We start from the raw sequence: 25,255 nt of genomic DNA, 5'->3' as shown, positions 1-25,255 counted from the left end.
CTCGGACCCGGGTCGGCCCCGACCGACGCCGGGTCCGATGCTCGGAACCGGGGGCGCGAACAGTCACTCGGACTCGTCGGGCGGCCTATACTGCGCCCATGTCGAGCGCGCCCACCTTCGAATCCGCGACCTGTGCCGTGTCCCGCCTCGTCGGTCGCGTGCTCTGCGCGGGGCTGCTCATGGCGCCCGCACTCGCCGCTCGACAGGAAGCGGCCGCCGTGGCCGTGCCAAGCAGCGCGACGGCGTCGGGGCAACAGGCGACCCGTGAGTCCCGTCTCGTCGAGTACGAACTGGTCATCGCCGAAGGCTCCCGTGGACCCACGGGGTCGGGCCGGCCCGCTCTGACCATCAACGGATCCGTTCCAGGTCCCGTCCTGCGCTTCACCGAGGGGGACGTGGCGCGCATCCACGTGACGAACGCCCTGACTGACGAATCCACGTCGATCCACTGGCACGGACTGCTCGTGCCGAACGGGATGGACGGCGTGCCGTACCTGAACTTTCCGCCGATCGAGGCCGGGACGACCTTCGTCTACGAGTTCCCGATCCGCCAGTCCGGAACCTACTGGTACCACAGCCACACCGGACTCCAGGAACAGCGCGGCGTCTACGGCGGGATCGTGATCGAGCCCGCGGAGCCAGCATCGATCCAGGTCGAGCGCGACGAGTTGGTCGTGCTCTCGGACTGGACCGATGAGGATCCCCAGGAAGTGATGCGCTCGCTCATGCGCGGCAGCGAGTGGTACGCGCTGAAGAAGGGCAACGCCCAGACCATGCTCGGCGCTTGGCGAGCGGGGGAGTTGGGCACGTACCTGCGGCGCGAGCGCAACCGCATGCCGCCGATGGACATCTCGGACGTGGCCTACGACGCGTTCCTGGCCAACGGCGAGGTCCACCACCGCATCGAAGCCGAGCCGGGCGAGCGCGTCCGGCTCCGGCTGGTCAACGCCGGCGCCTCCACCTACTTCTACGTGACGCCGGGCGAGGGCGTACTCGAGATCGTCGCGGCCGACGGGATCGATGTGGAGCCCCTGGGCGTGCCGCGGCTGTTGATCGCCATCGCCGAGACCTACGACGCGGTGGTCGAGGTGCCCGCGAGCGGCGTGCTCGAGCTGACCGCCGTCGCCCAGGACGGCTCGGGTCGCGCGCGCATCACGGTCGGGCGCGGCGCGGGCGAGATCCCCGTCGATCCGCCCCGTCCGAACCTGTACCGCATGGATGACTCGATCGTCGGCGCGGTGGACGCGGCGCGCACGAAGGTGGACCCGAAGGCGCTCGATCGGCCGCGGCCGCCCTCGCCCTACAACCTGCTGCGCGCGCTCGGCTCCACCGAACTGCCGCAGGACGCACCGCGCCGGGAGCTGGAACTGCGCCTGACCGGCGACATGACCACCTACCGCTGGGGCTTCAACGGCAAGACCTTCGCCGAGGACCCGGTCATCGGTATCCGCGAGGGGGAGGTGGTGCGCATGCGCTTCGTCAACGAGACGATGATGCACCACCCGATGCACGTGCACGGGCACTTCTTCCGGGTGCTCACGCCTCAGGGCGAGCTGTCCCCGCTGAAGCACACGGTCGACGTACCTCCCATGGCGACGCGCACGATCGAGTTCCTGGCCGACGAGCCCGGCGACTGGTTCATGCACTGCCACATCCTCTACCACATGGACATGGGGATGGCGCGCGTCATCAGCTACCGCGCGCACGAGCCCGAGCACGTGATCCGAGCCGATCCCAAGCTCTACGGCCAGACCTTCGGATTCCTCGACGGCACCCTGACCACCAATATGGCGATGGGGCGCTTCGCGGTGATGCACGACCGCGAGACGTTCGGTGTGCGCTGGGACCTGCAACTGCACAGCCACTCCGGTCACGCGGGCCACCGGATGGAGGGACTCGAGCGCGAGGTGGATCTGTTCTGGACCCACCTGTTCGACGAGAACCTGCGCTCGATCGCGGGCTTTCGCTTCGCCGACCGCGAAGGCACGCGGGACCGCTTCTTCGCCGGCGCGCGCTATCGGCTTCCGTACCTGGTGTGGACCGAGGCGGCCGTGGACAGCGAAGGGGATCTGCGCGTCACGCTGATGCGCGAGCTGGCACTGGCCGAACGTTGGGACCTGGATCTGATGCTGGAGTACGACACCGAGACGGAACTCGAGGCCGAGGCCGGCTTGAACTACACCCTGACGAAAGAGCTGGCCGCTACGCTTCTGTGGCACTCCGAACACCGCGTCGGCCTGGGCTTTCGCTTCACGCTCTGAGCTGACGCCCGTACGGACGGGTGCGCGTGCCGCTGGACGACCGGGAGACCGATCTGTTCCACGTGCACCGCGGCGCACTCTCGACCCACCCGCACCGTCCTCTCACACCCTGCACCATGAAACTGCTCCACAGCCTGTTCGTCGCCGTTCCCCTGGCACTCCTGGTCGCCTGTGCCTCGCCCGCAGCCGGCGACACCGACGTGGTTCCCTACCCGCTCGAGGACTGCCTCGTGATGGATGCGTCGCTGGGCTCCATGGGAGATCCGGTGCGCATCGTGTACGAGGGCCGCGAGATCAAGTTCTGCTGCGAGCCCTGCGTGGACGAGTTCTACGCCGATCCCGCGGGGTACCTGGTCAAGCTCGACGCGGCCATCGCCGCCCAGGACTGACAGGGGGCAGGTGTCGCCCGAGCGTTCGAGCCACAGCAACTGGTTCGATCGCGACCGCCTCGCCGCTCCACTGGCACGAGGCTGATCGCCCACCTACGCGAACGGCCCGCGACACCGATCAGGTGTCGCGGGCCGTTCGTCGTTCGCGACGCCGAGCGACCACCGCTCGGCGGCCGCCCGGTCGCCGGGTCGATCAGGCCAGGGCCAGGGTCTCGATCGTGACCAACTTCACCTGGGTGGCTCCGCCGGGCAGCTGCAGCGTCGCGGGCTCACCGGCGCGCACGCCGAGCATCCCCTGGGCGACCGGCGAGCGGTAGGAGATGATCTCCTTGCCGTCGGCGTCCCACGGGCCGAGCAGTTGGACCGTCCGCTGCTCACCCTTGTCGTCGCTGTAGGTCACGCGCGTGCCCGGCGCGGCGATGCCCTCCGGAATGGCGGCGTGCTCGATCAGGCGCGCCTGGCGCACCTCTTCCTCGATCTCGGTCGCGCGCGCGGTCAGGTTGCGTTGCTCCTCGAGCGCCGACTCCCACTCGGAGTTCTCCGAGAGGTCGCCGAACGACGCCGCCTTGCCGATCGCCTCCGAGTTGGCGGGGATCTTGACCTCGCGCAGCTCGCGCAGTTCTTCCTCGCGCTTGGACAGGCCCGCCTGGGTCGTCCAGATGACGTTCTCCTCTTCCCAGAAGGGACGGTTGTCGTCGCGGTAGATGGTGGGGAAGCGCGAGATCGCGACGTGCGTGAACGTGCGGTCGACGATGCCGTCGACGCCCTTGCCGAGGATCGGCATCAGGGCGCGCAGTTCGCGACGCGTGGCGTCCTCGAGCAGGCGCGACATGAGCGACGGCTCGCCGTTGCACAGCACGTTGGCCAGCTTCGTCTGCGCGCGCGTGCGGACGGGGTCGGCCCCTTCCGCCGTGTGCAGCGCGGTCGCCAGGGTCAGCAGCGAGTGGCAGCGCTGGACGGGCGGCGGGAAGTCGCCCTCGAGCTTGCCCTTCTCGGCCTGCTCGGCGAGGTGCAGCAACAGGTGCGGGTTGCGCAGCGGACGGATGAGCAGGTTCGTGTACATCTCGGCGAGCACGCTCTGGCGCTCGGCCTTCATCAGCTCGTCGATCAGGCCGCGCACCATGCCCGCGGGGGCGTGCACGAGCTGTTCACAAGCCTCGTCGAACCACTTCTCCTCGCCGTGGATCTCCTTGAGCAGCGAGATGCACGCCTCCTGGTCGCGCGCGGTCGGCATCTCGCCGAACAGCGTCCACAGCGGCGGGCACTCCGAGGACAGGGCGTCGTTCTCGGGATCGGCGTTCTCCTCGATCGCGCGGTGCAGGCGCGCCGCCAGCTGTCCGGGAGTCTCGCTGCGTTCGTTGCGCAAGAGCATCCAGGACGAGAGGCGGTGGGGGGTGTTCGCGTCGTTCTGCTCGGCCAGTTCCTCGAGGGTCTCGAGGGCGGCGGCGCGCACGGTGTCGTCGAGGTCCTTCTCGGCCAGGAGGTCGCGGACCCGTGCCAGTGCCGCGCCGAGGTCCTTCGACATCCGCAGCTGACGCCGCATGTTCTCGCCGGCGTCCACGGCCACGTCGAGCAGGCGGATCTGCGTCTTCGCGCCGCTGCCCGTCACCTCGTGCATGTTGCTCTGCTCGGCGACCTTGCGCGCCTTGCGCCACCAGCTGGTGAAGGCCGAACCCTCGAGGCCGAGCTGGGCCATGGCGGTCTTGAGCACGGCCTGGGTGGTGCGGCCGTTGTAGCGGCGCAGGACGCGCGTCAGGACCTCGAGCGGCTCCTCGCCGATCATGCGCAGGAGCTCGTCCGGTCCCTTCACGACCAGCGAGCGCAGGTCCTGTTCGTCGAGCACGTCGCAGGTCTCGATCACGGACTTCACCGGCAGCCAGTCGCGTCGGCCGCTGGCGAAGCGGATCTTCACCTCGAGCTTGCCGCGGTCCATCTCCGTCACCTGGCCCGGACCCCAGCCCGAGCGGTGGAAGACCGTCGAGCCCTCGCCGAGGTCCTTCAGCTGGGCGAAGGCCTTCCACGCCTTGCGCACGTCCTCGGCTCCCTCGTGGAAGCCGGAGAGTTGGGTGTAGGACTCCCACCAGCTCTCGTTCTCGAACGCGGCGCGCGCGTTGCGGAACAGGCGTTGGGAGAGTTCCCCGGGAGGACCGCCCGCGAGGAGCGTCCGACCCAGGAGTTCGGCGGCGTCCGCGTGGCGGCCCCCGGCTTCGAGCAGGTCCGCGTGCTCACGTACGAAGGGAAGGATGCGCGAGACGGACTTGTTCTCGCGAGCGAGCTCGACAGCGGCCAGGACCTCGTCGATCGCAGCGTTGCTGCTCATCAACTCGGCCCAATGGCCCTCGAGTGCATTCCAATCTTCGGTGCGGACGAGGCTGGCCAGGCTCATGGAACGTTCGGCGGGTGCGGATTTGAATTCGAGCGGCGACGGGGGAACCCGACACTATGACGATCGCGGGAGGCATCGACAACCGGCGGCGTCCCAAAGACCGGTCATTCGACCCGCAGGAGTGCGCCCTTCAGGTAGCGCGAGCGCGGGAAGTCGGGATCTTGGGGGTGATCCGCCCCCGCGCCCAAGGTCTCGAGCAGCTGGATCCGCCGCTCGGCGCGCCGGGCCGCCCCGAAGACGATGCCCATGAAGCTCGGCATGTCGAGTGCGCCGGAGCACGAGAAGGTGGCCACGAGACCGTCGCGACCAGCGGCTTGGATGCCGAGCGTGTTGAGGTCGTGGTAGCGCCGCGTGGCCTCCTCGAGCTCGGGTCGACCGGCCGCCCACTTGGGAGGATCGAGCACCACGAGGCCGAAGCCGCCGCCGCACTCGCGCAGCCACTGGAATGCGTCGGCGTGTTGGAAGCGCGGGAGGGCGGACCCCAGGGCCGCGGCGTTGAGCTCGGCCGAACGCTGCGCATCCTCGAGCACCACCTCGTCGAGGTCGACCGCCGTGACCTCGCGCGCGCCGCCCGCGGCAGCGTTCAGCGCGAACCCGCCGCCGTTGCAGCACAGGTCGGCGACCCGACGGCCCTCGGCCAGTGAGCGGATCCGCGCACGGCTGTCGCGCTGGTCGCAGAAGAAGCCCGTCTTGTGCCCCTCGCCGGGATGCACGGCGTAGACCAGGCCGTGCTCGGTGACGTGCACCTCGCGCGGCAGGTGCCCGTCGATCTGGGGCGGCGGCGCTCCGTCGAGGCCTTCCCGTCGGGCGGCGCGCTCGGGCATGCGGTGGACCACGGTCGCGCCCGAGTAGAGGCCCTGCAGCACGCTCGTCAGGTCGTCGCGCCAGCGCCAGGGGCCGACCGCGTGGTGCTCGCACACGAGCACGTCGCCGAGGCGGTCGACGATCAGTCCGCTCAGGCCGTCGCCCTCGGCGTGGACCACGCGGTACACGTCCGTGCTGCGCTCGAGCCCCAGCACCTTGCGCCGCAGCCGGTCGGCCACCGCGATGCGGCGCTCGAGGAACTCGCGCGGGTGGCTGAGGTCCGTGCGCCGTCCGCGCCACAGCATCCGCAGCCGGATGTCCGAGGCGGCGTTGTAATGGGCGTGCCCGACGAAGCGGCCCTGGTCGTCCACGACCTCCACCAGTTCGCCGCCCTCGATCCAGCCCTCGGGGCGGTCGACCTGGCGCGCGTAGATCCAGGGGCCGCGCGGCAGCCGGTCGGTGAGGAGCGAGACCTGGGGAAGCGTCTGAGCCATGGGGCGGATGCTACCGGCCGACCCCACCCCTCGAACGTAGGATGTTCGCCATGATCGCTTCGAACAGCCTCCGCTCCCGCGTCGCCGGAGCCCTCGCCACCGCAGCACGTCCTCTCGCGTCGACCCTCCTCGCCGCGGTCCTCGTGGCCGCTGGTGGTCCGACGCTCGCACTGGACGGAGCTCCCGCGTCTGGGTCGAGCGCATCGAACGCCACGTCCGCGGCGGTCGTCGAGCAGGAGCCGGCTGGACGGGGAGCCGCTGCTCAGGAGACCGCTCGCGAGGAGGCGGGCGACGACGCGCAGGAGTCCGGTCCCGAGGTCACGCGGCGTCTGGCGGGCGCCGACGACGCGGCGCTGCTCGGACCGCCACAGCGGCGCTACGCCCTCGTCGGCGCGACGGTCCACTCGATGGTGCCTGGCGTCGAACCCGCGGTGATGACCGTGCTCGTCAACGGCGACCGGATCGATGCGATCGGCGTCGACCTCGAGCTGCCGCTCGGCACCGAACGCATCGACGTTTCGGGCAAGCACCTCGTGCCCGGTCTCGTCGACGGACTGGTCACCTACGACCCGCAGCACGACGAACTGTACGTGACGTCCGGCGTCACGACCGTGCGCGACACGGGCGGCAACCCTTCCGTGCGCGCGCAGCTCAAGCAGCCGCAGTTCCGCGACCGCGTCCCGGGTCCGTTCCTCGTGACGGCGGGCGCGGTGCTGGACGGCTCGCCGCCGGTGAGTCCGACCGCCGTGATCCTGCGCAGCGAGGGCGACGTCGACAACTTCCTGATGTTGCTGGCGAACATCGAGATGGACTACGCCTGCGTGATGCCGAACCTCGATCCGACGCTGCTCGTGCCGCTGTGTGCGAAGGCGCGCGAGCTCGACATGGACGTGTGGGGGATGCTGTTGCGCGGCGCGTCGCTCGACGAGTGCATCGCGGCCGGACAGCGCGGGTTCTTCGGTCTCGAGGCGTTCCTCCCGTTCGTCGAATCGACCGAGGATCCGTTCGACCGCATCGGTTGGGACGGGTTGAAGGCCTTCGGCTTCCCGCTCCTGTCCGAGAAGTTCGCCGAGTCCGGCGCCGCCGTCGTGCCCGTCATGATCGAGACCGGGCGGCTCCTGCGCGAGGTGGACACCTCCGCGCCCGAGTACGACTACCTCGACTTCTACTACTCGGCGCTGTGGCTCGACGATGCCGCACTGCGCACCGAACTGTTGGCCGACGAGGACGTGGGGCCGAAGTACCGCGAGCGCGCGACGGCCCAGCACGAGAAGCGCGGCGCACTGCTCGCCGCTCTGGCCGAGGCCGGTGCCGAGATCGTCCCCGGCTCCAGTGCGCCGAATCCCTGGATCATGCCCGGCTGGGGACTGCACGACGAGTTGGCCTACTTCGTCGAGTTCGGCGTCGCACCCTACGAAGCACTGCGGATGGCCACGGTCGGTGCCGCCGGTGCGCTGCGTCTCGAGGACCGCGGCGCGATCGCGATGGGCAAGATCGCGGATCTGCTCGTGGTGGACGGCGATCCGCGCGAGAGCCTCGCGAGTCTGCGTCGACCGGAGCAGGTGGTCGTGCGCGGTCGACGCCTCGTGCGCGAGGACCTCGACGCGCTGCTCGAGCGGCTGGCCGGTCGCTTGGCGCTCGCACGCACGGAGAACGATCGCCCGCTCGAGATCGACGCGCCCGAGCGTCCCGAGGGCGCGGCCGTGGTTCTCGCGGGGCGCGCGACCAGCAGCGAGTACGGCCAGCGCTACCAGGGCGAACGCTTCGAGGTCACGCGCCTCGAGGACGGACGGGTCCACGTCGCGTCGCGACTCCTGCAACCGTCGCGCGGACAGTTCCCCGAGCGCCAGTTCGAGTTCTCGCAGGTGCTCGACGGCGGCTGGCTGGACTCGTTCGAGATCCGCGTGACGATGGTGCTCGAGGACGAAGAGCCCGACATCGTCGGACCGGTGGAAGCCGCCGCGCCGAGCGGCACCCAGACCCTGGTCGTTCGCGGCCTGTGGACGGGGACGCGCTTCAACGTCGAACGCGTGCTCAACGGGCAGAGTCTCGGCACGCGCACCATCGCCCAGCGCCCGGTCGCGGCCACGCTCGATCCGGTCCACGACACCATCACCTGCCCGCTCGTGCTCGGCCAGTACCCGAAGGACGGCGAAGCGGTCGGGATCATCTTCGGCGAGATGATGGAGCCGGTCCTGTGGCGCTGGCTGATCCGCAACAATCCCGACGGGACGCGCAGCATCGCCTCGGAGTCGGGCGTCTTCCACGTGCGCTACGACGAGCGCGGCGTGCCCGTGCGTTCGCTCTACGTCTCGAGCGGTTCGCGCGCGCTGCTCGACGTGGTCGAGGGATCCGTGCGCGACTTCGGTGGAGCCGGTCTACCGGTGCGTTTCGAGACGCCGGCGGCCGAGGTGCCCGCGGAGGGCGACGTGCCCGCGACCGAAGAAGGATCGGGCGAGGGTGGTTCGGGCGAGGGTGGCGCAGAGTCGGGCGGCACCGGCGAGAAGAGCGATGGCTGAGTCGCGCGTCGCCACTGCGCTCAACCGGGACGTCGAGGTCGCAGCCCCCGGCGAGTTCGAACGACTCGCCGTCGGCCCGCTCGCCGTCTGGCCCCCGGTCGTGCTCGCGCCCATGGCCGGCGTGACGAACTATCCGTTCCGCAGCCTGTGCCGCGAGTTCGGCGCGGGCCTGTTCGTGTCCGAGATGATCACGGCGCGCGGGTTCCTGATGGGCAACCGCTTGACGCACCTGCTCGCCTCGTCGCGCCCCGACGAAACGCCGCGCTCGGTGCAGGTCTACGGCGCGGACCCGATCGACATCGGCGAGATGGTCGCGGCGCTCGTCGACCAGGGCGTCGACCACATCGACATGAACTTCGGCTGTCCGGTGCCGAAGGTCACCCGCTCGGGCGGTGGTTCGGCCATCCCGGCCAAGCCGCGTCTCCTGGCGCGACTCGTGCGCGCGGCCGTGCGCAACGCCGGCCCGGTCCCTGTCACGATCAAGGTGCGGCGCGGCGTCGACGACGGACTCGTGACGCACCTCTCGTCCGGCCGCGTCGCCCAGGAAGAGGGCGCCAGCGCGATCGGCCTGCACGCGCGCACCGCGGCCGAGCTCTACTCGGGCGAGGCGGACTGGGACGCGATCGGCGAGTTGGTCGCGAGCGTCGAGATCCCCGTGCTCGGCAACGGCGACATCTGGGAGGCCTGGGACGCGCTGCGCATGATGCGCGCGACCGGCTGCGCGGGTGTGATCGTCGGACGCGGCTGCCTCGGGCGTCCGTGGCTGTTCCGCGAGTTGGCGCAGGTCTTCGACGGCGTCGAGCCGCCCGCACCGCCGAACCTCGGCGCGATCCTCGACGTCATGGTCGACCACGCTCGACGCCTGTGCGACTTCTTCGGCGACGACATCGGCATGCGTCAGATGCGCAAGTGGAGCGCCTGGTACACGAAGGGGTTCCACGGCTCGGCGCGCGCGCGCGAGGCCCTGGTGCGCGTCGAGAGGCTCGAGGACATGGTCGCGGCCGTCGGTGCGCTCGACCTCGACGAGCCGTTCCCCGAGTCGGCCCTGCGCGCCAACCGCGGCAAGGGGGGACGGACCCAGCGCGTCGTGCTGCCCGAGGGCTATCTCGACGACCTGGACGACGACACGCCGCCCAAGGCGCCGCACACACCGGACGAGATGCGCGCCTGGGAGCAGGCGCTCAGCGGCGGTTGACGGCCATGGACGAGTCGAAGCTCGGAACCGCTGCCGCGCCGTGGCCCGTCGTCGTGGTCGGCGCGGGCGCGGCCGGTCTATGGGCCGCGTGGCGCAGCGCGTCGCTCGGCGCGCGCACGCTCGTGGTCGAGAAGACGCCGCGCACCGGCACGAAGGTGCTCGCGAGCGGCGGGACCCACTGCAACCTGACGACCACGCTCGAGCCGGAGGGCGCGCTCGCGCTGTTCGGCGATCGCGGGGCGCGTTTTCTCGCGCGCGCGCTGTGGAACCTGCCGCCCGCGGCGGTGCGCGAGCGCTTCGACGAGTGGGGCGTGCCGACCGTCGAAGCACCGCTCGAGAAGATCTTCCCACAGAGCGGCAACGCGCGCGACGTGCGCGACGCGCTGGAGCGGGCCGTGCGGTCCGCGGGTGCGACGATCCGCACGACGGCGCCGGTGGCCGCGCTCGAGCCCGCGCCGTTCGGTTGGCACCTGGTGCTCGAGGGCGGTGAACGCATCGCGGCCGCGCGCGTGATCCTGTGTCCGGGCGGGCGCAGCTACCCGCGCACCGGCACGACCGGCGACGGCTACGGTTGGTGCACGAGCCTCGACCTGCCGCTCGTCGAACAGGTTCCCGCTCTGGTTCCACTGACGTCGCCCGACGCGTGGGCGCGCGAGTTGACGGGCATCGCCGTGCAGGAGGCCGAGGTGCGACTCGTGGCGCCGAACGGCCGCACGCTCGGACGCCGTCGTCGACCCGTGCTCTTCACCCACAACGGACTCTCGGGCCCCGGGCCGATGGACCTGTCCGAACCGGTGGCTCGCGCGAACGGCGGCCTGCGCATCGCCATCGACCTGTTCCCGGACACCGAGCGCGAAGAGCTGCGCGACCTCCTGGTCTCGGGGGCCTCGACCCGCGGCGCGCCCAAGGTCGCGCGCATGCTTCCCGCGCCGTTGCCCGCGCGACTGCGGGCGGCAGTCTTCGCGGCCGCGGGTCTCGAAGGCGACGACCCCCGTTGCAGCGAACTCGACCGCGCGACCCGGCACCAGCTGGTCGAGTCGCTCAAGGCGCTCCACGTGCGCGTCGACGGGACGCTCGGCTACGACAAGGCCGAGGTCACCGCGGGCGGTCTGGACCTGCGCGTCGTCGATCCGGGCACGATGGCCGTTCGCGGTCGACAGGGACTCTTCGCGTGCGGCGAACTGCTCGACGTCCAGGGGCCGATCGGCGGCCTGAACTTCCAAGCGGCCTTCGCGACGGCGGAACTCGCTGGACTGGCCGCGGCGGGGGACTGACGAGGCCCCGCGCCCACCGGCGGTTCACAGGTTGCTCGACGTGACGCGCACGAGCGGCGCGCTGGCGGGATCGCCGACGAACGGGTCGCCGAACGCGTCCTCCTCCTCGGGGCCGCCCAGGGGCAGGAAGCCGCGCGAGACCAGTTGCGCGTAGGCGGCCGACCACGTCGCGGGCAGCGGCTCGGTCGCGAGGTAGACCGCGTTGTACTGCGTGATCGCCACGTTGACGGTGGCCATGCGCTCCAGCGTGCGGCGGCGCAGCACCGGTGTCGCGTCGACGACCAGCGCGATGTCGTCGCTCGTGTTCGCGGTGCGGTCCGGCCCGGAGCTGGTGATCGTGAGCTGCATTCCGCTGGACGAGAAGCGGTAGACCTCGCCGTAGCCGTCCACCTGATAGCCGGAGCTGCCGCTCCACGGATCGTCGGTCGTCCCGGAGAGGTACGGACCGGCCCAGCCCGACACGGAGCTGGCCAACAGTCCGGTCGCGGCGCTGGGGTACGCGCCCGTGTCGGCGTAGTGGTCGAGGGCCGCGGCGCCGAGCAGTTCGAGTTCGCCGAGCGTCCCCGCGCGCGCCTTCGAGCGGATCATGGTCCCCATCGCGGGCGTGATCGCGCCGACGATGAGGGCCAGGACGGACATGACGATGATGAGCTCGAGCAGCGTGAAGCCGCTCGCGCTCCGGGGCCTGCGACCTCGCATCGATCTGGTGGGCAGCATCAGAGGGTCTCGTAGATCTTGAACACGGGCAGGAGTGCCGCCAGTAGGAGGTAGCCGACGATCAGACCGCCGCCGATGATCACGGCCGGCTCGATCAGTCCGAGCGCCCACTTCACGACGCGCGGGACTTCGGCGTTGTAGCTGGTCGCCACCTGCTCGAGGCATTCACCGAGTCGTCCCGACGTCTCACCGACGGACGTGAGCTGGACCAGGAAGGGATCGAGGTCGGGGATCTCGGCCATGGACTCGGAGATCGAACGGCCGCCGCGCACCTCCTTCGAGACGCGCACGAAGCAGTGCTCGAGGTAGGCGTTGCCACAGGATCCGCCGGCGATCTCCAGGGTGCGCAGGATCTCGCAGCCCGACTGGTGCAGGGCCGCCGCGGTCGTCGAGAAGCGCGCGATCGAGATCATGTTCAGAAGGCTCCCGATGCGCGGGACCCGCAGCAGCATCCGCGACAGGAAGAGGCGCACGTTCGTGACTCCGAGCAGGAACCAGAACGTGACTCCGGCCAGCGCGAGGCCGGTCGCGATCTCGATCCAGTTCCCGACGAGGAAGTCCGAGAGCGCCATGACCTGTCGGGTCTGCTCCGGAAGGTCCTCGGGGCCACCGGGGAACAGCCCGATCAAGCGAGGGATGAGGAACGTGATCAGAATCACGACCAGGCCGCAGATCGCGATCGAGAGCGCCGTCGGGTAGATCAGGGCCTGCTTGGTCATGCCCTTCACCTCGCGCACCCATTCGAGGTAGTCGCCCTGGCGTCGGAGCACGTCCGGGAGTCCCGCGGAGAGTTCACCGCTGCGGACCATGGTCACGTAGGTGCTCGGGAAGGCGGCAGGGTGGTTGCCGAGCGCTTCGGCCAGACTCGACCCGCCTTCGATCTGGCGCAGCACCGAGGCCACGATCAGACGGCAGTTCTTCGAACGGGTGTGCGCCGCGAGGTGTTGGAGCGAGGTCAGGAGCGGGAGCCCCGCTTGGATCATCGTCGCGAGTTGACTGGAGAAGGCCACCAGATCGCGCTGCGACAGCGTGAGTCCGCGCGCCGCGTCCGCCAGTCGACTCGGTTTGGCCGAGATCAAGGTCAGGCCGTCACGCGCGAGCTGGCGGTCGAGATCGAGCGGATCGAGGGCCGACGCGCGTCCCTCGGCTTCACTGCCGTCGACGCGACGGGCGCGGTACTCGAAGAGGCGGGGGAGCGCGCTCGTGGCGCCGGCAACTTCAGGCGGCATCGCGCTGCCTCGACTCCAACTTGTGCCCGCCGCCGATGCGTTGGACTTCTTCGATCGTGGTCGAGCCCGCCGCGACCTTGTCGAGGCCGTCGTCGACGAGTTCGCGATACCCGTTGGCGATCGCAGTCTCGGTGATGGTGGTCGCGTTCGCGCCGCGACGGATGAGCGCGGCCGTTTCGTCGTCGGGGACGAACAGCTCGGAGATGACCGAGCGACCCGCATAGCCCGAATCGTTGCAACGTTCACACCCGACCGGGCGAGGTACTCGAGAGAGACGTCCTCGCAGCCACTCCTCCTCGAGCGCGGTGGGAGCGTCCCAGGCGGCGCACGCACCACACACGCGACGTACGAGTCGTTGTCCGAGGCTCGCGACCAGCGCGTCCTCGACCAAGTAGGGCGCGATCCCCATGTCGGCGAGGCGGGACACCGCCCCGATCGCCGTATTCGTGTGCAGTGTCGAAAACACCAGGTGTCCGGTCATCGAGGCCTTGATCGCCATGCCCGCCGTCTCTTGGTCGCGGATCTCGCCCAACAGGATGACGTCGGGATCCTGGCGCAGGAGGGCACGCAATCCGCGATCGAAAGTGAAACCGATACCCGTGTCCACCTGACTCTGCCGGATGAACGGGAGGTTGCTCTCGATCGGGTCCTCGATGGTCGTGACGTTGCGCGTGATCGCATCCACATGGGCGAGGACGCTGTAGAGCGTCGTGGTCTTGCCCGATCCCGTCGGTCCTGTGACGAGGAACAGTCCGTGAGGGCGATCCGCGATGCGCTTCAACTCGGCGGTGACGCTCTCGGAGAAGCCCAGTTCGAGCAACGGAACACTGCCACTGCTGCGGTCGAGCACGCGCAGGACGACGGACTCGCCGTGGGCACAGGGCATGGTCGAGACGCGCAGGTCGACCTGCCGGTTGTCGACCTCGATACGCGCGCGCCCGTCCTGGGGCAGTCGCTTCTCGGAGATGTCGAGCTGCGAGAGGATCTTGATCCGCGACGTCACCGCGTTGGTGATCGCGCGCGGGATGACGTCGACCTGCTTCAGCACGCCGTCGAGCCGGTAGCGGACGCGCGTGACCGACTCCTCGGGGTGGAAGTGGATGTCGGTCGCGCCGCGGCGGATCCCGTCGATCAGGATCGACTCGGTGACCTGTTCCACCGGGCGGTTCTCGACGTCCTCGCCGCTGGCCGGACCCGAACGACCGTTGAAGCACTCGCGGACGAGGCGCGAGAAGTCCTCCTCCGTGATCATCTCGACCTCGATGTCGCAGTGGAAGAACTGCCGCAGGGTCGAGAGCTTGGCGGGGTCCGACGGATCGACCATCAGGACGCGCAGGCCGCCTTCGACGCGCGCCACGGGCAGAGCCTTGGTCGACCGCACGAGACCCTCGTCGAGGGCCGCGATCAGGTCCACGTCGGGCCGCACCGTGCGCGGGTCCACGAGCGACAGGCCCAGTTCCTCGGCCACGAGCTGCGCCACGTCGCGCGGACGCACGAAGCCGAGCGAGACCAGCATCTCGCCCATCGGGCGGTGGGCCTGCTTCTGCTCCTCCAGGGCGATCTGGAGCTGGCGCGAGGTCAAGAGGCCGCGCTCGATCAGGGCCTCGCCGAGGCGTTTGCGTTGGGGGGTGCTCATGCGACCGTTCGAGGCTCAGCGCTTCCCCGCGTCCTCGGTGGCGTCGTCGGCGCTGGTCGCGTCGCCGCTCTCGACCCGGACAGGCGGGTCGATCCCGTTGTTGCCCATGCTGTCCCCGTAGGCCCGGAACTCGTCCTGGTAGTGGGGCGTGAGCAGGGCCGCTTGACGCGGGCTGAGGATGCGCGGGGTCACGAAGACGAGGAGCTCCTGCTTCCGCAGGCTGTCCGAGTCGGCGCGGAAGAGCTGGCCGAGGACGGGCAGGTGCATCAGGAACGGAACACCTCGGCGTTCCTCGCTCTGGCGCTCCTGGACCAGTCCGCCGAGGACGATCGTCTGCTTGTCCTGGACGAGGAACGTGGTGTCCAGCGTGCGGCGATCGATGATCGGGATGCTGTTGAACTCGCCGATCTGCTCGCTGATCGTCTGGGCGATCTTCACCTGCAGATAGCCGAACTCCTGGATCGACGGGGTCAGCTCGAGTTTGAGGCCGGCCTCCTTGAACTGCACCGTCTCCTGCACGACGGCGCCGACGCCGGTGGTGGTGCCGGAGGTCGTGCTGGTCGTCTCGATGTACGGGATCTCGCGCACGACGTCGACGACGGCGGGTGTGTTGGTCACCGCCAGGACGCGCGGCGAACTGACCAGGTCCAGCGTGACGTAGCGACGGACCATGTCGATCGTGGCCGTGAAGTCGCCGTCGTCGTCGGCCAAGGTGGTGGTGAAGCCGCCGCTCTGACCGAAGCTCGACAGCAGCGAGGCCGCGTTGCCGTTGGTCGTACCGACGAGGTCGATCACGGAACCGAAGTCGAAGCCGTCGTCGTAGGAGACCTCGAAGATGTGGACCTCGACCAGGACCTGGTCCTTGAGCGTGTCGACCTCCTGGAGGTAGCGCCGGACCGTCGCCACGTCGCCCTGGGTACCGATCACGCAGACCACGTTGCGGTCGTTGTCGACGATCACGCGCGAGTCGCCGTCGACCAGCGCCGTCAGGTTCGCCGCCACGTCCTCCGCCCGCACGTTGACGAGCTGGACGAAGTCCGTCATCAGGCTCGGATCGTCGAGCCGCTCGACGAAGTAGACCGATCCGGGACCGGGCAGGACGGCCAGGTCGTACTGACGCAGGAGCGTCTGGAAGGCCTCGTCGAGCGTGATGTTCTCGAAGCGCGCCTCCACGGTGCCCTCGATCTGGTCGTCGGCCAGCAGCGTGACGTTCGCCATGGTGCCGATCACGTTCAACGCTTCGCGCAGGGGCGTGCCGGGGAAGTCGAGCAGGAAGCGCTCGCCGTCCGAGATGGACAGGACGCCGCCCGACATGTGAGCCACCTCCTCGAGGGTGTCCTCGGGCAGCTCGAGCAGCAGCGGACTGGCTGCGAGGCGGTCGAAGCGATCACCTGTGCGTTCGGGGATGCGGACCGACGGGTGGTGGCAGGCGCTGGCGCACAGGGCGAACGCGAAGAGGGCGGAGAGGGTGCGAGTGTCCGTGTTCATGGGAGTCAGGCTCCACCGTTCGTGGCATCGGGCGTGCTGCGGCCTTCGGGGCGAGAGCTCGCGCGCAGCTGGCCGGGCGTCGGGAGCGGAACCTTCACGCGGCCCTCGTCCGTGTCGAGCACGACGCCGTCGCGTTCGATCGCGTGCACGACGATGCGGCCGTCCAGCAACTCGTCGCCGGGTCGGACCGAGGTGCGGCCGAAGAGCGCGCACGAGCGTTTCGACCCGACCGCGATCGCGCTGAGCGGGTGGTAGGCCAGGAAGGCGTCGAGGGTGCTCGGCGAGTCGGCGGTGGTGGTCTTGCTCGCGGTGTTCGTCGCGATGGCCGCGGCGCCGCGCGTCTCGCCGTTCTGAGCGGCGAGTCGGTCGCGGTTCTCGAGGAACGCGAGCACGGTGCCGAGTTCGCCGACGGGCGAGTTCGGACGAGTGGCGGCGACGCCGGAACCTGCGAGCGCACCCTCACCGAGCGCGCCCGTGAGCGCCGAGTCGAAGTTCGGACCCTCGGCTCCGACGCCCGGCCACTCGGCCGAACCGTTCGCGGCGACGCCGTCGGCCACCGGGCTCGCGGTCGCGTACAGACCCATCGGGTCCCAGCCGGTCAGGCGGGGGACCCAGACCATGGCCACGGCTCCGAGAGCGACGAAGGCGACGAGATGTTTCTTTTCCAGGTTCATGGTCGTGGATCACGCGTCGCCGGTGGGGACGTCCGACGCGTCGTCGAACTGGGCGGTGGGCGTTGCGAGGTGGTAGACGGCGAGTTCCAGTTGGAAGTCGAAGCGGCCGCTCGATGCCAGTGCGTCGAGCTTGGTCTGGAGGACGCCGACGGGTTGGCCGCGGCGGTGGAGGGCGACGAGGAGCTGCTCGAGATCGCGCAGCGCACCGGTGCCCTGGAGCGTGACGCTCTGGCTGTGCAGGGTCGCGTCGGCTCCCACGGGGGCCGCGAGATCGAGGTCCAGGCCGGCGCTGATGGACTCGAGCTCGAGGTCCAGACCGCGGGCGGCGGCGATGCAGTGGTCGTAGAAGGTGGTCGGTTCGAACCCACGCGGGAGGCGTCCCGCCACCGCTTCGAGAAGCGCCTCGTACTGCGCCGTCGGCAGGCCGCCTTCGCCGTGGGCCGCGACGACCTGCGCAAGTCGCTGGGCTTCGTCGTCGAGGCCGCGGACCTCGGCCAGGTCGTCGGCGAGCGCGACGTACTCGAACGCGGGGCGCAACGAGAAGCCGATCAGTCCGATCGGGAGGAGCGCGATGGGCAAGAGCGGGAGGCAGCGCTTCCAGTTGGGGCCGTCGGACACGTTGTGGCTGGTGGACTTCATGCTCCGCCCTCCTCGAAGCGAGCGGTCAACGTGAAGCCGAGTCCACCGCCGTCGCTCCCGTCGGGGACGCGCGTCGCGGGCGTGATCTCGACGTCGCGGAAGTTCGGATGCCCGTCGAGCTCGTGGCGCAGGCGGGTCAGTCTGTTGGCCGCGAGCGCGACGTCGGACGCGATCCGGCCGCGGACGATGAGCTTGACGACGCCCTCGTTCTCGTCGACGGCGACGTGTTCGAGCGCGAGCGGCTCGGTGAAGATCCCGCGCAGGGCGGCGGTCACGGCTTCGAAGGGGACGCCGCGTTCGGTGATCTGCGAGAGAGACGCGAGTGCGATCTCGAAGTGCGAGCGCGCGCTGGCGAAGGCGGCGTGCTCCTCGCGGCTGTGGGCCAGCGACGCCATGCCCTGCTCGAAACTCGAGATGGTGTGCGCTCGGCTCTCGACGCGCTCGTTCCAGAACGCGACGCTGTACCACCCGACGAGTGCGGCCAGTGCCGTGGTCGCGGCGGTCATTAGGGCGACACGCGTGCGACGGGGCGGCAGGGCGATCCGCAGATCGTTGGCGGCATCGGCGTGGCGCGCGATGGCCTCGAGGAACGCCAGGCGTGCACCGCTGGCGGCGCGACCGTCGGAGGCGCCACCGTTCTTGAACTCGGCGCCCTGTGTCGCGATGGAGAGGGGCGTCGACATGCTCTGCATTTCCTCGACGGCGAACCCCACGGCGGTGACGGCGTTGATCGGCGCGCCGCGGCTGCCCTTGGCCCAGAAGGCCGCCACCTGGCGAACCTCCTGCACCACGCTGACGTGCAGCGCCTCGGGAGCGTCGGTCGGGTCGATGGCGAGCCGGCTGACCTGGACGAGTGCGTCGTTCCGGGTGAGGTGCGTCAGGACGGCCGAACCGTCGAAGGTCACGACGACCTCGCCACCGGTCTGCGGGGTGCTCGCGGCCAGTCGCGGAAGCACGTCGCGCAGGGCGACCACGCGCTGCACGCGGACCTTCTTCTCGCGCAGGGCGAACATGAGCGACTTGTGACGCGCCCGCGAGCGGACGTGGAGGATCCAGTTCGAGTCGGCGACGTCGGCTTCGGTGTCGAACGGCGCGACGAGCCGTTGGGCGAGGTAGAGCGTGTCCCCGACGGCTTCGCCCGCGAGGTTGGCGGCGCGGCGCGCGAGGACCTCGTCGACCTCCTCCTCGGGGAGCCGGCCGAGGAGGATCTGCTGGGTCGTGAACGCGTCCTCGCCGAGCACCACGGTGACGGCGCTGCGCGGGCCGGGCCCGTCCGCGAGCAGGCGTGCGAGGACGTCCGCCAGCGCAGAGCCGTGCGGGCTCGCGCCGTCGAACGCGTGTTCGACGAGGACGGGAGTACCGGCGTTGCTCCAGAGCAGTTCGAGTCGATTCGAACCGACGAGCGCGATGGACGTCGGACGCTGGGGCGGCGCCGGCGCCTCCTTCGAGGGCGTGGGGTGGGACATGGGGGGGGCACGGGATCGGGGACGCGCGCCAGAACGCCACTTCGACCGTGGGAGGGCCGGCGCCCCACAGAAAAATCTTCGCGGTGAAGGAGCAGAGGCCTGCGGCTCCTCGCCCGTTCCACCAGGACGCGAACGAAAGTCGACTCTTCCTCAACCTGCGGGACTCGGTGCGCCGATCGGCTGCGGACGGAACGCCGCCACGTGCGATGGCGCGGTCCTCGTCTCCCCCCCGTCGCACGCAGAACCACCTAGATCGGCCCCATCCATGATCGTCCTCAACCGCTCACGCCGTGCGTCCCGCGCCGGCTTCTCGTTGATCGAGATCGTCGTCGCGATCTCGATCATCGCCATTCTCGTCGGCGTCGTCGGCTTCCGCTCGGGCAACGCCATCCAGCGCGGTCAAGCGTCGCGACTGGTCCAACTCGTCAAGAGCATCGAGAAGGCCTGCCTGGTGCACTACAGCGACACGGGCACCTACGCTCGCGAGTACCAGCTGCCGTACGCTGGCACCAACCGCCAGCTGTCGGCCACCCAGACCGCGACCGGCTGGGCGGGACCGTACATCGAGCGCCCGTTCGCCGAGGACGACACCAACCCGTTCGGCACGACGCACCTCTACAACCGTCTCAACGCGAACAACTGGATCCAGGGCTTCGACACGGACGGCGACGGAACCATCGATCTGTCGGGGGACGGCAACATGCTCTACTTCAGCGGTGTGACCGAGGAAGTGGCGCAGTCGATCGACAACGCGTTCGACTCGGGTCTGCCGGGCGACTGGTTCACGACGGGCCGCGTGGTCTACCAGGCCGGCAGCAGCCGCGTGCTCGTCTACGTCTTCAAGTAGGATCGCCAGGGGGGCGCGGACCGGTCGCCGAGCGAGCCGCCGTCCCCGGCCGACCGAGAGAACCTGCCGCTCGCCCCAAACGACGGGCGGCACGAGAACGGCCGCTCCCCCGCAAATGGGGGAGCGGCCGTTCTGCCGTTCGAGCGCGCCTGACGTTCGAGCGCGCCACCTTGGCGCCGCTTCGGACTCAGTCCTGGCTGACGAGCTTGACGCTGGCGGCGCCCTGCTCCATCGACGCGTCGTACGCGCCCGTGCGCGCGGCACCGTTGCAAGCGGCGCGGTGCATGTAGGCGGCCTGACCGGCGCCGACGTTCTCGGGCTTGCCACTCCAGGCCTTGAGGGCCGGGGCCTGCAGGGCGCGGCCGTAGGAGAACGACAGTTGCCACGGGCGGCGCGCGGCGTCGAGGCGGTTCATGGCCGAGAGGTGCGCGCTGGCGAGCACGTCCGACTGACCGCCGGAGAGGAAGACGATGCCGGGCACGGCGGCGGGGACGAAGCGCTCGAAGGTGCGGACCGTGGCTTCGGCGACCTCTTCGACGCTGGCCTGCTCGGGGCACTCGTACCCGGAGAGCACCATGTTCGGCTTGAGCAGCATGCCCTCGAGCGACACGCCCTGGCGGTGCAGCTGTTCGAAGGTCTCGTTGAGGATCTCACCCGTCACGGCCTCGGAGCGCGCGATCGTGTGGCGGCCGTCCATGAGAACCTCGGGCTCGACGATCGGAACGATGCCGGCCTCCTGGCACAGAGCGGCGTAGCGCGCCAGTCCGTGGGCGTTGACCTCGATGCAGGTGCGGCTCGGCAGGGAGTCGGTGATGGCGATCACCGCGCGCCACTTGGCGAACTTGGCGCCGAGGTCCACGTACTCGGCCAGGCGCTCGCGCAGGCCGTCGAGGCCCTCGGTGACCTTCTCGCCCGGGTGCCCGGCGAGTTCCTTGGCGCCGGCGTCGACCTTGATGCCGGGGACGATGCCCTTCGACTCGAGCAGGTCGACGAGGCGGCGACCGTCCTTCGCCTTCTGACGCAGGGTCTCGTCGTACAGGATCACGCCCGAGATGTGCGCTTCCGAGCCCGGGGCCGAGAAGAGCATCTCGCGGTAGTCGCGACGGTTCTCCTCGGTCGACTCCACGCCGATCGAGTCGAAGCGCTTCTTGATGGTCGGCGAGCTCTCGTCGGCGGCGAGGATGCCCTTGCCGGGGGCGACGAGGGCGCGGGCGATGGCGTTGAGGTCGTTGGCTGTCATGGCTGGGGAGGCGATCCGAGCGGTTCGGGCGCGGATCGCGGTAGGGCTGGCGGGGGTCTGTGGGTGCTTGGGGGGCGGCTCGTTCGAGCCGATCGTGCGGAGCTGGAACCGCGAGCGGGCCGCGGTCTGGCGGCCGGCGTTCTCGCGTGGCTCCGCGTCAGTGATCGTCTTCCGTCGGCAGGACCTCGAGCTCTCGCATGATCGCGACGAGGCGCCGCCTGAGGGTGGCCTGGTCCGCGGCGAGGGCGTCGCGCCGGACCGTTCCACCCGAGTAGAACTCTCGGGTGTCGGCCAGGTCGGCGTTGACCCGCTCGAGGAACTCGGCCCAGTCCTGGGCTGCCGGAAGGTCCTCCACGAGCTGCCTCGGATCCGACGAGCGCCGGTTCCACAGGGCGTGGAACCCCACGGTGTTGCCCTCAGTGTACCCGTCGCGGTAGGCGGGTTCAGCGGTCAGGTAGGTGAGGGCCAGGGCCTCGCGCAGTCCGCGGTGGTGGCGCGCGGGGACGAAGTGCGAGCCGATCCGACCGTAGAGCGCCTCGTGCTGGCGCTCGGGGACCGGTGCGACCCAGCGGTCCCACTCGTCGTCGATGCTGTGCACGAGCCCGAGCGTGTCCACGTCGGGCATCTCGATCGACGTTCCGCTGCTCCAGGCCTCGTAGAGCGTGATGCCTGGGTACACGCGGCCGTCGCGGTCGCTGTAGAGGTTCCCGAAGGCCTCGAGCACCGTCGCCTTCGAGCCGTCGTCGAGCCAGGCGAGCACCTGGGCCTCGACCAGGTCGAACTCGCGCGGGAGTCCGGCCAGGGCGGCGCGGAAGCGGCGGGTCGGGTCGTCCGTGTCGCCGGCGATCACGACCGCGCGCTGGCCCCAGTCGTAGACGTAGGCCGGTTCGATCGCCCGCACGTCGAGTCCGGCTCGCATGGCGCGCTGGACCCGCACGGCGCGCGGGTCGTCCGGCTCGAGCAGCTGGCGGGGGATCGGCTGCTTCGGTGCGTGCACCTGCGGGTCGAACCAACGGGGCTCGCGCGCCTCGTCGAGCAGGCCCGGGTCCACGCCCATCGCCGACACCACCCAGCGCGAGAGGTCGAGCTGGAACGTGCGTTGATGGGACAGGTCGAGGTCGAGGTAGTCCACGACCTCCCGGCGCAGGTCGGCGTCGGCGGCCTCCCAGGCGGCGAGCAGAGCCGCGTCGTCGGGAGCGTCGGGCGCGTCGGTCCCGGGCGACAGGAGCGGGCAGAGGAGGGCGGCCGACGCGAGGACGAAGCTGCCGTGCATGGTCGAGCGCCGGGTCGGCGGCGCAGTCGCGAGGAGGTGGGTCACGAGCGTCGACGACGACGCCGGGGTCGTCGCTTCGGACGTTGACGTTCGACGGTCTCGATCGGCATCTCGCGCGCTTCCTCCCGTCGTTCGAGCCAGCGGTCGAGCACCGCGCGCTCCTCGCAACCGGCGCGGATGCGCAGGGCGAGCAGGTCGAGCGACTCGTCGAACTCCGACGTGTGCACGAACATGAGCGGCTTGAAGCGCTTGGACGCGGACTGCGTGAAGCGCGGTTGGTTCGCGAGCAGGCGCTTGGCCTGGGCGACGTCGCGACGCGAGAGGCGTGCGACCGCGGAGAGCGGCGTCAACAGGCGCGCGGCGAGGCGCACCGCGTCGATGTCGCTGTGGTGTTCCTCGTCGCGGATCTCCTCCCAGGCCTCGAGGAACGCCGGCGCGAAGAGTGCGGCCAGACAGAACGAGGTGGTGGGGGCCTCGCCCCGCCGGATGCGCTCGTCGAGCGCGGCCAGCACGGCCCAGCCGTCGCTGCGATCGAGCGGCGGCAGGTCCCCGTCGTCGCCGTCGGCCGCGTCGGTCTCCACGCCGGCCGTGTCGCTGCGCCAACGCACCAGCGCCGGCAGCAGGATCGGCAGGGCGCCGACCTTGTCGAGCAGCGAGAAGGCCACGCGCGAGTGCCCGCTCTGGAGCAGTCGCAGAATCTCTTCGACCACGCGCGGCGCGGCGGCCTGCGCCAGACCTCCGGCGTGCTCGACCATCGCGTCCCAGGTGTCCTGGTGGATCGTGAAGTCGAGGCGCGACGCGAACTTGATCGCCCGCATGATGCGGACGGGATCCTCGGCGATGCGCACGCGCGGATCGCCGATCGTGCGGATCAGCCGCGACTCCACGTCCTCGAGCCCGTCGACGTAGTCGATGATCTCGCCCTCGAGCGGATCGAGGAACAGGCCGTTGATCGTGAAGTCGCGACGCAGGGCGTCCTCGGCCGCGGTCCCGAACTCGTTGTCGTCGACGATCATCAGGTCGTCGACGGTCGGATCGTGCTCGTCGTCGCCGCCGCGCATGCTCTTCGGTGCGGCGCGGAAGGTCGCGGTCTCGACCACGTCGCCGCCGTAGACCACGTGGACGAGCTTGAAGCGCCGGCCGATGATGCGCCCGTTGCGGAACAGACGCTTGACCTCGCGCGGATGGGCCTCGGTCGCCACGTCGAAGTCCTTCGGGCGCCGACCGATCAAGAGGTCGCGCACGCAGCCGCCGACGAGGTATGCCTCGAAGCCGCTGCGCACCAGCCGACTGACGACGCGCAGCGCGTTCGGATCGAGGTGTTCACGGCGCGGCAGTCGCACGTCGACGACCAGGGCGCCGCGTTCGTCGCAGCGACTCGAGCGCAGGACGTGGACGGAGGCCGCTTCGCGCAGGCGAGCCGTCGGGGTCCAGGGGTCCACGTCGTCGTCGGAGGCTTCGGCGCGGCGCGCACTGCGGACCGCGTCGCGCTGCTTGCGGCGGCCGGCCACCTCGTCGAGGCGACCTGCATCCTGGCGCGGGTCCGAGTCGCGGTCGTCGGCATAGCGCTCGGAGCGCGAGCGTCCACGCCTCGAGCGCGGGCGTTCGTCGCGTTCCGGCGAGCGCTCGCGGGCTGCCGAGCGGGCGGGACGTTCGCCCGTCCCGGGCTCCGCCGACTCGCGTTCGTCGTCGCGGTCGCGGCGCGCGGCACGCGGTGCGTCGTCGTGTTCGGTGGGGCGAGCGCGTTCGCGTCCGCGGTCGTCGTCGCTCGTCTGGCGCCGCCGCACGCGGGCCGGGCGATCGGACGGTTCGGGCGCTCGCGGTTCACGCTCACGCGGTTCACGTACACGCGGTTCACGCTCACGCGGTTCGCGCTCGCGCGGTTCACGTTCACGCGGTTCGCGCTCGCGCGGTTCACGTTCACGCGGTTCACGTTCGCGAGGTTCGCGTTCGCGAGGTTCGCGTTCGCGAGGTTCGCGCTCACGCGGTGCGCGTTCGCTCCGCTCGTCAGCGTCGGAGGCGCTGCGGCCTCGGTCCTCGGCACCGGAGCGTCGCAGTCGACGGCGCCCCGAGGTCGGGCCGCGTTCGTCCCGCACTTCGGTCCGGTCGCGCTCGTCGCTGCCGTGTTCGTCGCGAGTGCGCTCGGTGCTCCTGTCGACGCGCTGTGTGTCGCGCGCGCGCGGGCTGCGTCCGGGCGAGCGGTCGCGATCGGTCTCGTCGCGCCGGTCCGTGTCCCGGTCGGGCTCCCCGTCGTCCGAACGCCGGGAGCCGGCGGTCGGCTCCGGCTCCGGCTCCGTCGATTGGCTCCGACGTCGGCTGCGGCGCTGACGGGACCGGGTGGGACCGGACTCGCCGTCGACGCGGTCGCGTTGGCCGCCCGCGAAACCGTCGCGATCGCGGTCGATCTCGCGCTCGCCTCTCGCTCGCGCGCCCCGTTCGCCATCGTCGCCGCGATCGTCGCCGCGCCCCACGGATCGGTCGCGGTCGCGCGCGGGCCGATCATCAGCGGGACGATGATCGGCGGACGGGCGCGCGGTGGCACGCCGCTCGGTTCGGCGATCGTCGGACGGTTCGAAGCCCTGATGGCCCATGGACGGTTCTCCGCGATCGATCGATCGGGGCCCTGATGGAGTGGGAGCGCGGTGGCAGGTGCCGGTAGCTGGGTGCGGCGGTCGAGGCCGGTTCTCGTCGCTCCACACGGTCGTGGAGGCTCGCCGACCGGAA

General features: G+C 70.4%; 19 protein-coding genes. 7 read left to right on the top strand and 12 right to left on the bottom strand.

What is annotated here, in order from left to right; translation table 11 throughout:
* The first annotated feature begins 98 nt into the window (after positions 1 to 98).
* Positions 99 to 2,261: a multicopper oxidase domain-containing protein gene (locus Pla163_RS10570; RefSeq protein ID WP_145187663.1), complete on the top strand. Its 2,163-nt coding sequence runs from the start codon at positions 99 to 101 to the stop codon at positions 2,259 to 2,261.
* A gap of 116 nt (positions 2,262 to 2,377) precedes the next feature.
* Positions 2,378 to 2,650, top strand: coding sequence for a hypothetical protein (locus tag Pla163_RS10565; RefSeq protein ID WP_145187659.1), 273 nt, complete (start codon positions 2,378 to 2,380; stop codon positions 2,648 to 2,650).
* A gap of 193 nt (positions 2,651 to 2,843) precedes the next feature.
* Here the strand turns inward: Pla163_RS10565 and Pla163_RS10560 are convergent, their stop codons facing one another.
* Both Pla163_RS10560 and Pla163_RS10555 read right to left on the bottom strand, forming a co-directional pair.
* The gene (locus Pla163_RS10560) at positions 2,844 to 5,036 is read right to left on the bottom strand and encodes a GreA/GreB family elongation factor (protein ID WP_145187656.1); all 2,193 of its coding nucleotides are present in this window, start codon (positions 5,034 to 5,036) and stop codon (positions 2,844 to 2,846) included.
* Between the two features lie 104 nt (positions 5,037 to 5,140).
* Positions 5,141 to 6,334, bottom strand: coding sequence for a class I SAM-dependent rRNA methyltransferase (locus Pla163_RS10555; protein ID WP_145187653.1), 1,194 nt, complete (start codon positions 6,332 to 6,334; stop codon positions 5,141 to 5,143).
* 50 nt (positions 6,335 to 6,384) lie between these two features.
* Here Pla163_RS10555 and Pla163_RS10550 point away from each other — a divergent pair, with 50 nt between their 5' ends.
* Genes Pla163_RS10550 through Pla163_RS10540 form a run of 3 tightly spaced genes read left to right on the top strand, consistent with a single transcriptional unit; the run spans position 6,385 to position 11,322 of the window.
* Complete coding sequence (locus Pla163_RS10550) at positions 6,385 to 8,853, top strand: amidohydrolase family protein (protein WP_419185803.1); 2,469 nt, start codon at positions 6,385 to 6,387, stop codon at positions 8,851 to 8,853.
* Complete coding sequence (dusB, locus tag Pla163_RS10545) at positions 8,846 to 10,048, top strand: tRNA dihydrouridine synthase DusB (RefSeq protein WP_145187647.1); 1,203 nt, start codon at positions 8,846 to 8,848, stop codon at positions 10,046 to 10,048. The genes Pla163_RS10550 and dusB overlap by 8 nt, the downstream gene beginning before the upstream one ends.
* 5 nt (positions 10,049 to 10,053) lie before the next feature.
* Positions 10,054 to 11,322, top strand: coding sequence for a BaiN/RdsA family NAD(P)/FAD-dependent oxidoreductase (locus Pla163_RS10540; protein ID WP_145187644.1), 1,269 nt, complete (start codon positions 10,054 to 10,056; stop codon positions 11,320 to 11,322).
* A 24-nt stretch (positions 11,323 to 11,346) separates the two neighbouring features.
* Here Pla163_RS10540 and Pla163_RS10535 read toward each other — a convergent pair whose 3' ends face one another.
* The 7 genes from Pla163_RS10535 to Pla163_RS10505 are packed head-to-tail and all read right to left on the bottom strand — an operon-like array spanning position 11,347 to position 19,171.
* Positions 11,347 to 12,039, bottom strand: a complete 693-nt coding sequence (locus Pla163_RS10535) for a type II secretion system protein (RefSeq protein WP_145192482.1) — start codon at positions 12,037 to 12,039, stop codon at positions 11,347 to 11,349.
* On the bottom strand, positions 12,039 to 13,268 hold the full coding sequence (locus Pla163_RS10530) for a type II secretion system F family protein (RefSeq protein ID WP_419185802.1): 1,230 nt from the start codon (positions 13,266 to 13,268) through the stop codon (positions 12,039 to 12,041). Before Pla163_RS10530 ends, Pla163_RS10535 begins: the two co-directional genes overlap by 1 nt.
* Entirely contained in the window at positions 13,258 to 14,904 is a 1,647-nt protein-coding gene (locus Pla163_RS10525) for a GspE/PulE family protein (RefSeq protein ID WP_145187638.1), read from the bottom strand. Before Pla163_RS10525 ends, Pla163_RS10530 begins: the two co-directional genes overlap by 11 nt.
* Before the next feature lie 15 nt (positions 14,905 to 14,919).
* Positions 14,920 to 16,392 (bottom strand): type II secretion system protein GspD, encoded by a 1,473-nt coding sequence (locus Pla163_RS10520; protein WP_145187635.1) that lies wholly within the window; start codon positions 16,390 to 16,392, stop codon positions 14,920 to 14,922.
* A gap of 5 nt (positions 16,393 to 16,397) precedes the next feature.
* The gene (locus Pla163_RS10515; RefSeq protein WP_145187632.1) at positions 16,398 to 17,066 is read right to left on the bottom strand and encodes a hypothetical protein; all 669 of its coding nucleotides are present in this window, start codon (positions 17,064 to 17,066) and stop codon (positions 16,398 to 16,400) included.
* 9 nt (positions 17,067 to 17,075) lie between these two features.
* Entirely contained in the window at positions 17,076 to 17,705 is a 630-nt protein-coding gene (locus tag Pla163_RS10510) for a hypothetical protein (protein WP_145187629.1), read from the bottom strand.
* The gene (locus Pla163_RS10505; RefSeq protein ID WP_145187626.1) at positions 17,702 to 19,171 is read right to left on the bottom strand and encodes a hypothetical protein; all 1,470 of its coding nucleotides are present in this window, start codon (positions 19,169 to 19,171) and stop codon (positions 17,702 to 17,704) included. Before Pla163_RS10505 ends, Pla163_RS10510 begins: the two co-directional genes overlap by 4 nt.
* Before the next feature lie 265 nt (positions 19,172 to 19,436).
* Between Pla163_RS10505 and Pla163_RS19005 the strand changes: the two genes are divergently transcribed.
* Entirely contained in the window at positions 19,437 to 20,018 is a 582-nt protein-coding gene (locus Pla163_RS19005; protein ID WP_419185801.1) for a prepilin-type N-terminal cleavage/methylation domain-containing protein, read from the top strand.
* Between the two features lie 187 nt (positions 20,019 to 20,205).
* Here the strand turns inward: Pla163_RS19005 and Pla163_RS10495 are convergent, their stop codons facing one another.
* From Pla163_RS10495 to pcnB, 3 genes are all read right to left on the bottom strand, one after another.
* On the bottom strand, positions 20,206 to 21,258 hold the full coding sequence (locus Pla163_RS10495; RefSeq protein WP_145187620.1) for a class I fructose-bisphosphate aldolase: 1,053 nt from the start codon (positions 21,256 to 21,258) through the stop codon (positions 20,206 to 20,208).
* 157 nt (positions 21,259 to 21,415) lie between these two features.
* Positions 21,416 to 22,576: a hypothetical protein gene (locus Pla163_RS10490; protein WP_145187617.1), complete on the bottom strand. Its 1,161-nt coding sequence runs from the start codon at positions 22,574 to 22,576 to the stop codon at positions 21,416 to 21,418.
* Entirely contained in the window at positions 22,573 to 23,814 is a 1,242-nt protein-coding gene (pcnB, locus tag Pla163_RS19000) for a polynucleotide adenylyltransferase PcnB (protein ID WP_419185800.1), read from the bottom strand. The genes Pla163_RS10490 and pcnB overlap by 4 nt, the downstream gene beginning before the upstream one ends.
* Here pcnB and Pla163_RS18995 point away from each other — a divergent pair.
* Positions 23,716 to 25,158, top strand: a complete 1,443-nt coding sequence (locus Pla163_RS18995; protein ID WP_419185799.1) for a hypothetical protein — start codon at positions 23,716 to 23,718, stop codon at positions 25,156 to 25,158. The two genes, pcnB and Pla163_RS18995, sit on opposite strands and share 99 nt — an antisense overlap.
* Positions 25,159 to 25,255: the final 97 nt, after the last annotated feature.

This window comes from Rohdeia mirabilis (assembly GCA_007750655.1).
Taxonomy (GTDB): domain Bacteria; phylum Planctomycetota; class UBA1135; order UBA1135.
Note: the sequence above shows the minus strand (reverse complement) of the source record. Positions and strands in the feature narration are given on the sequence as shown.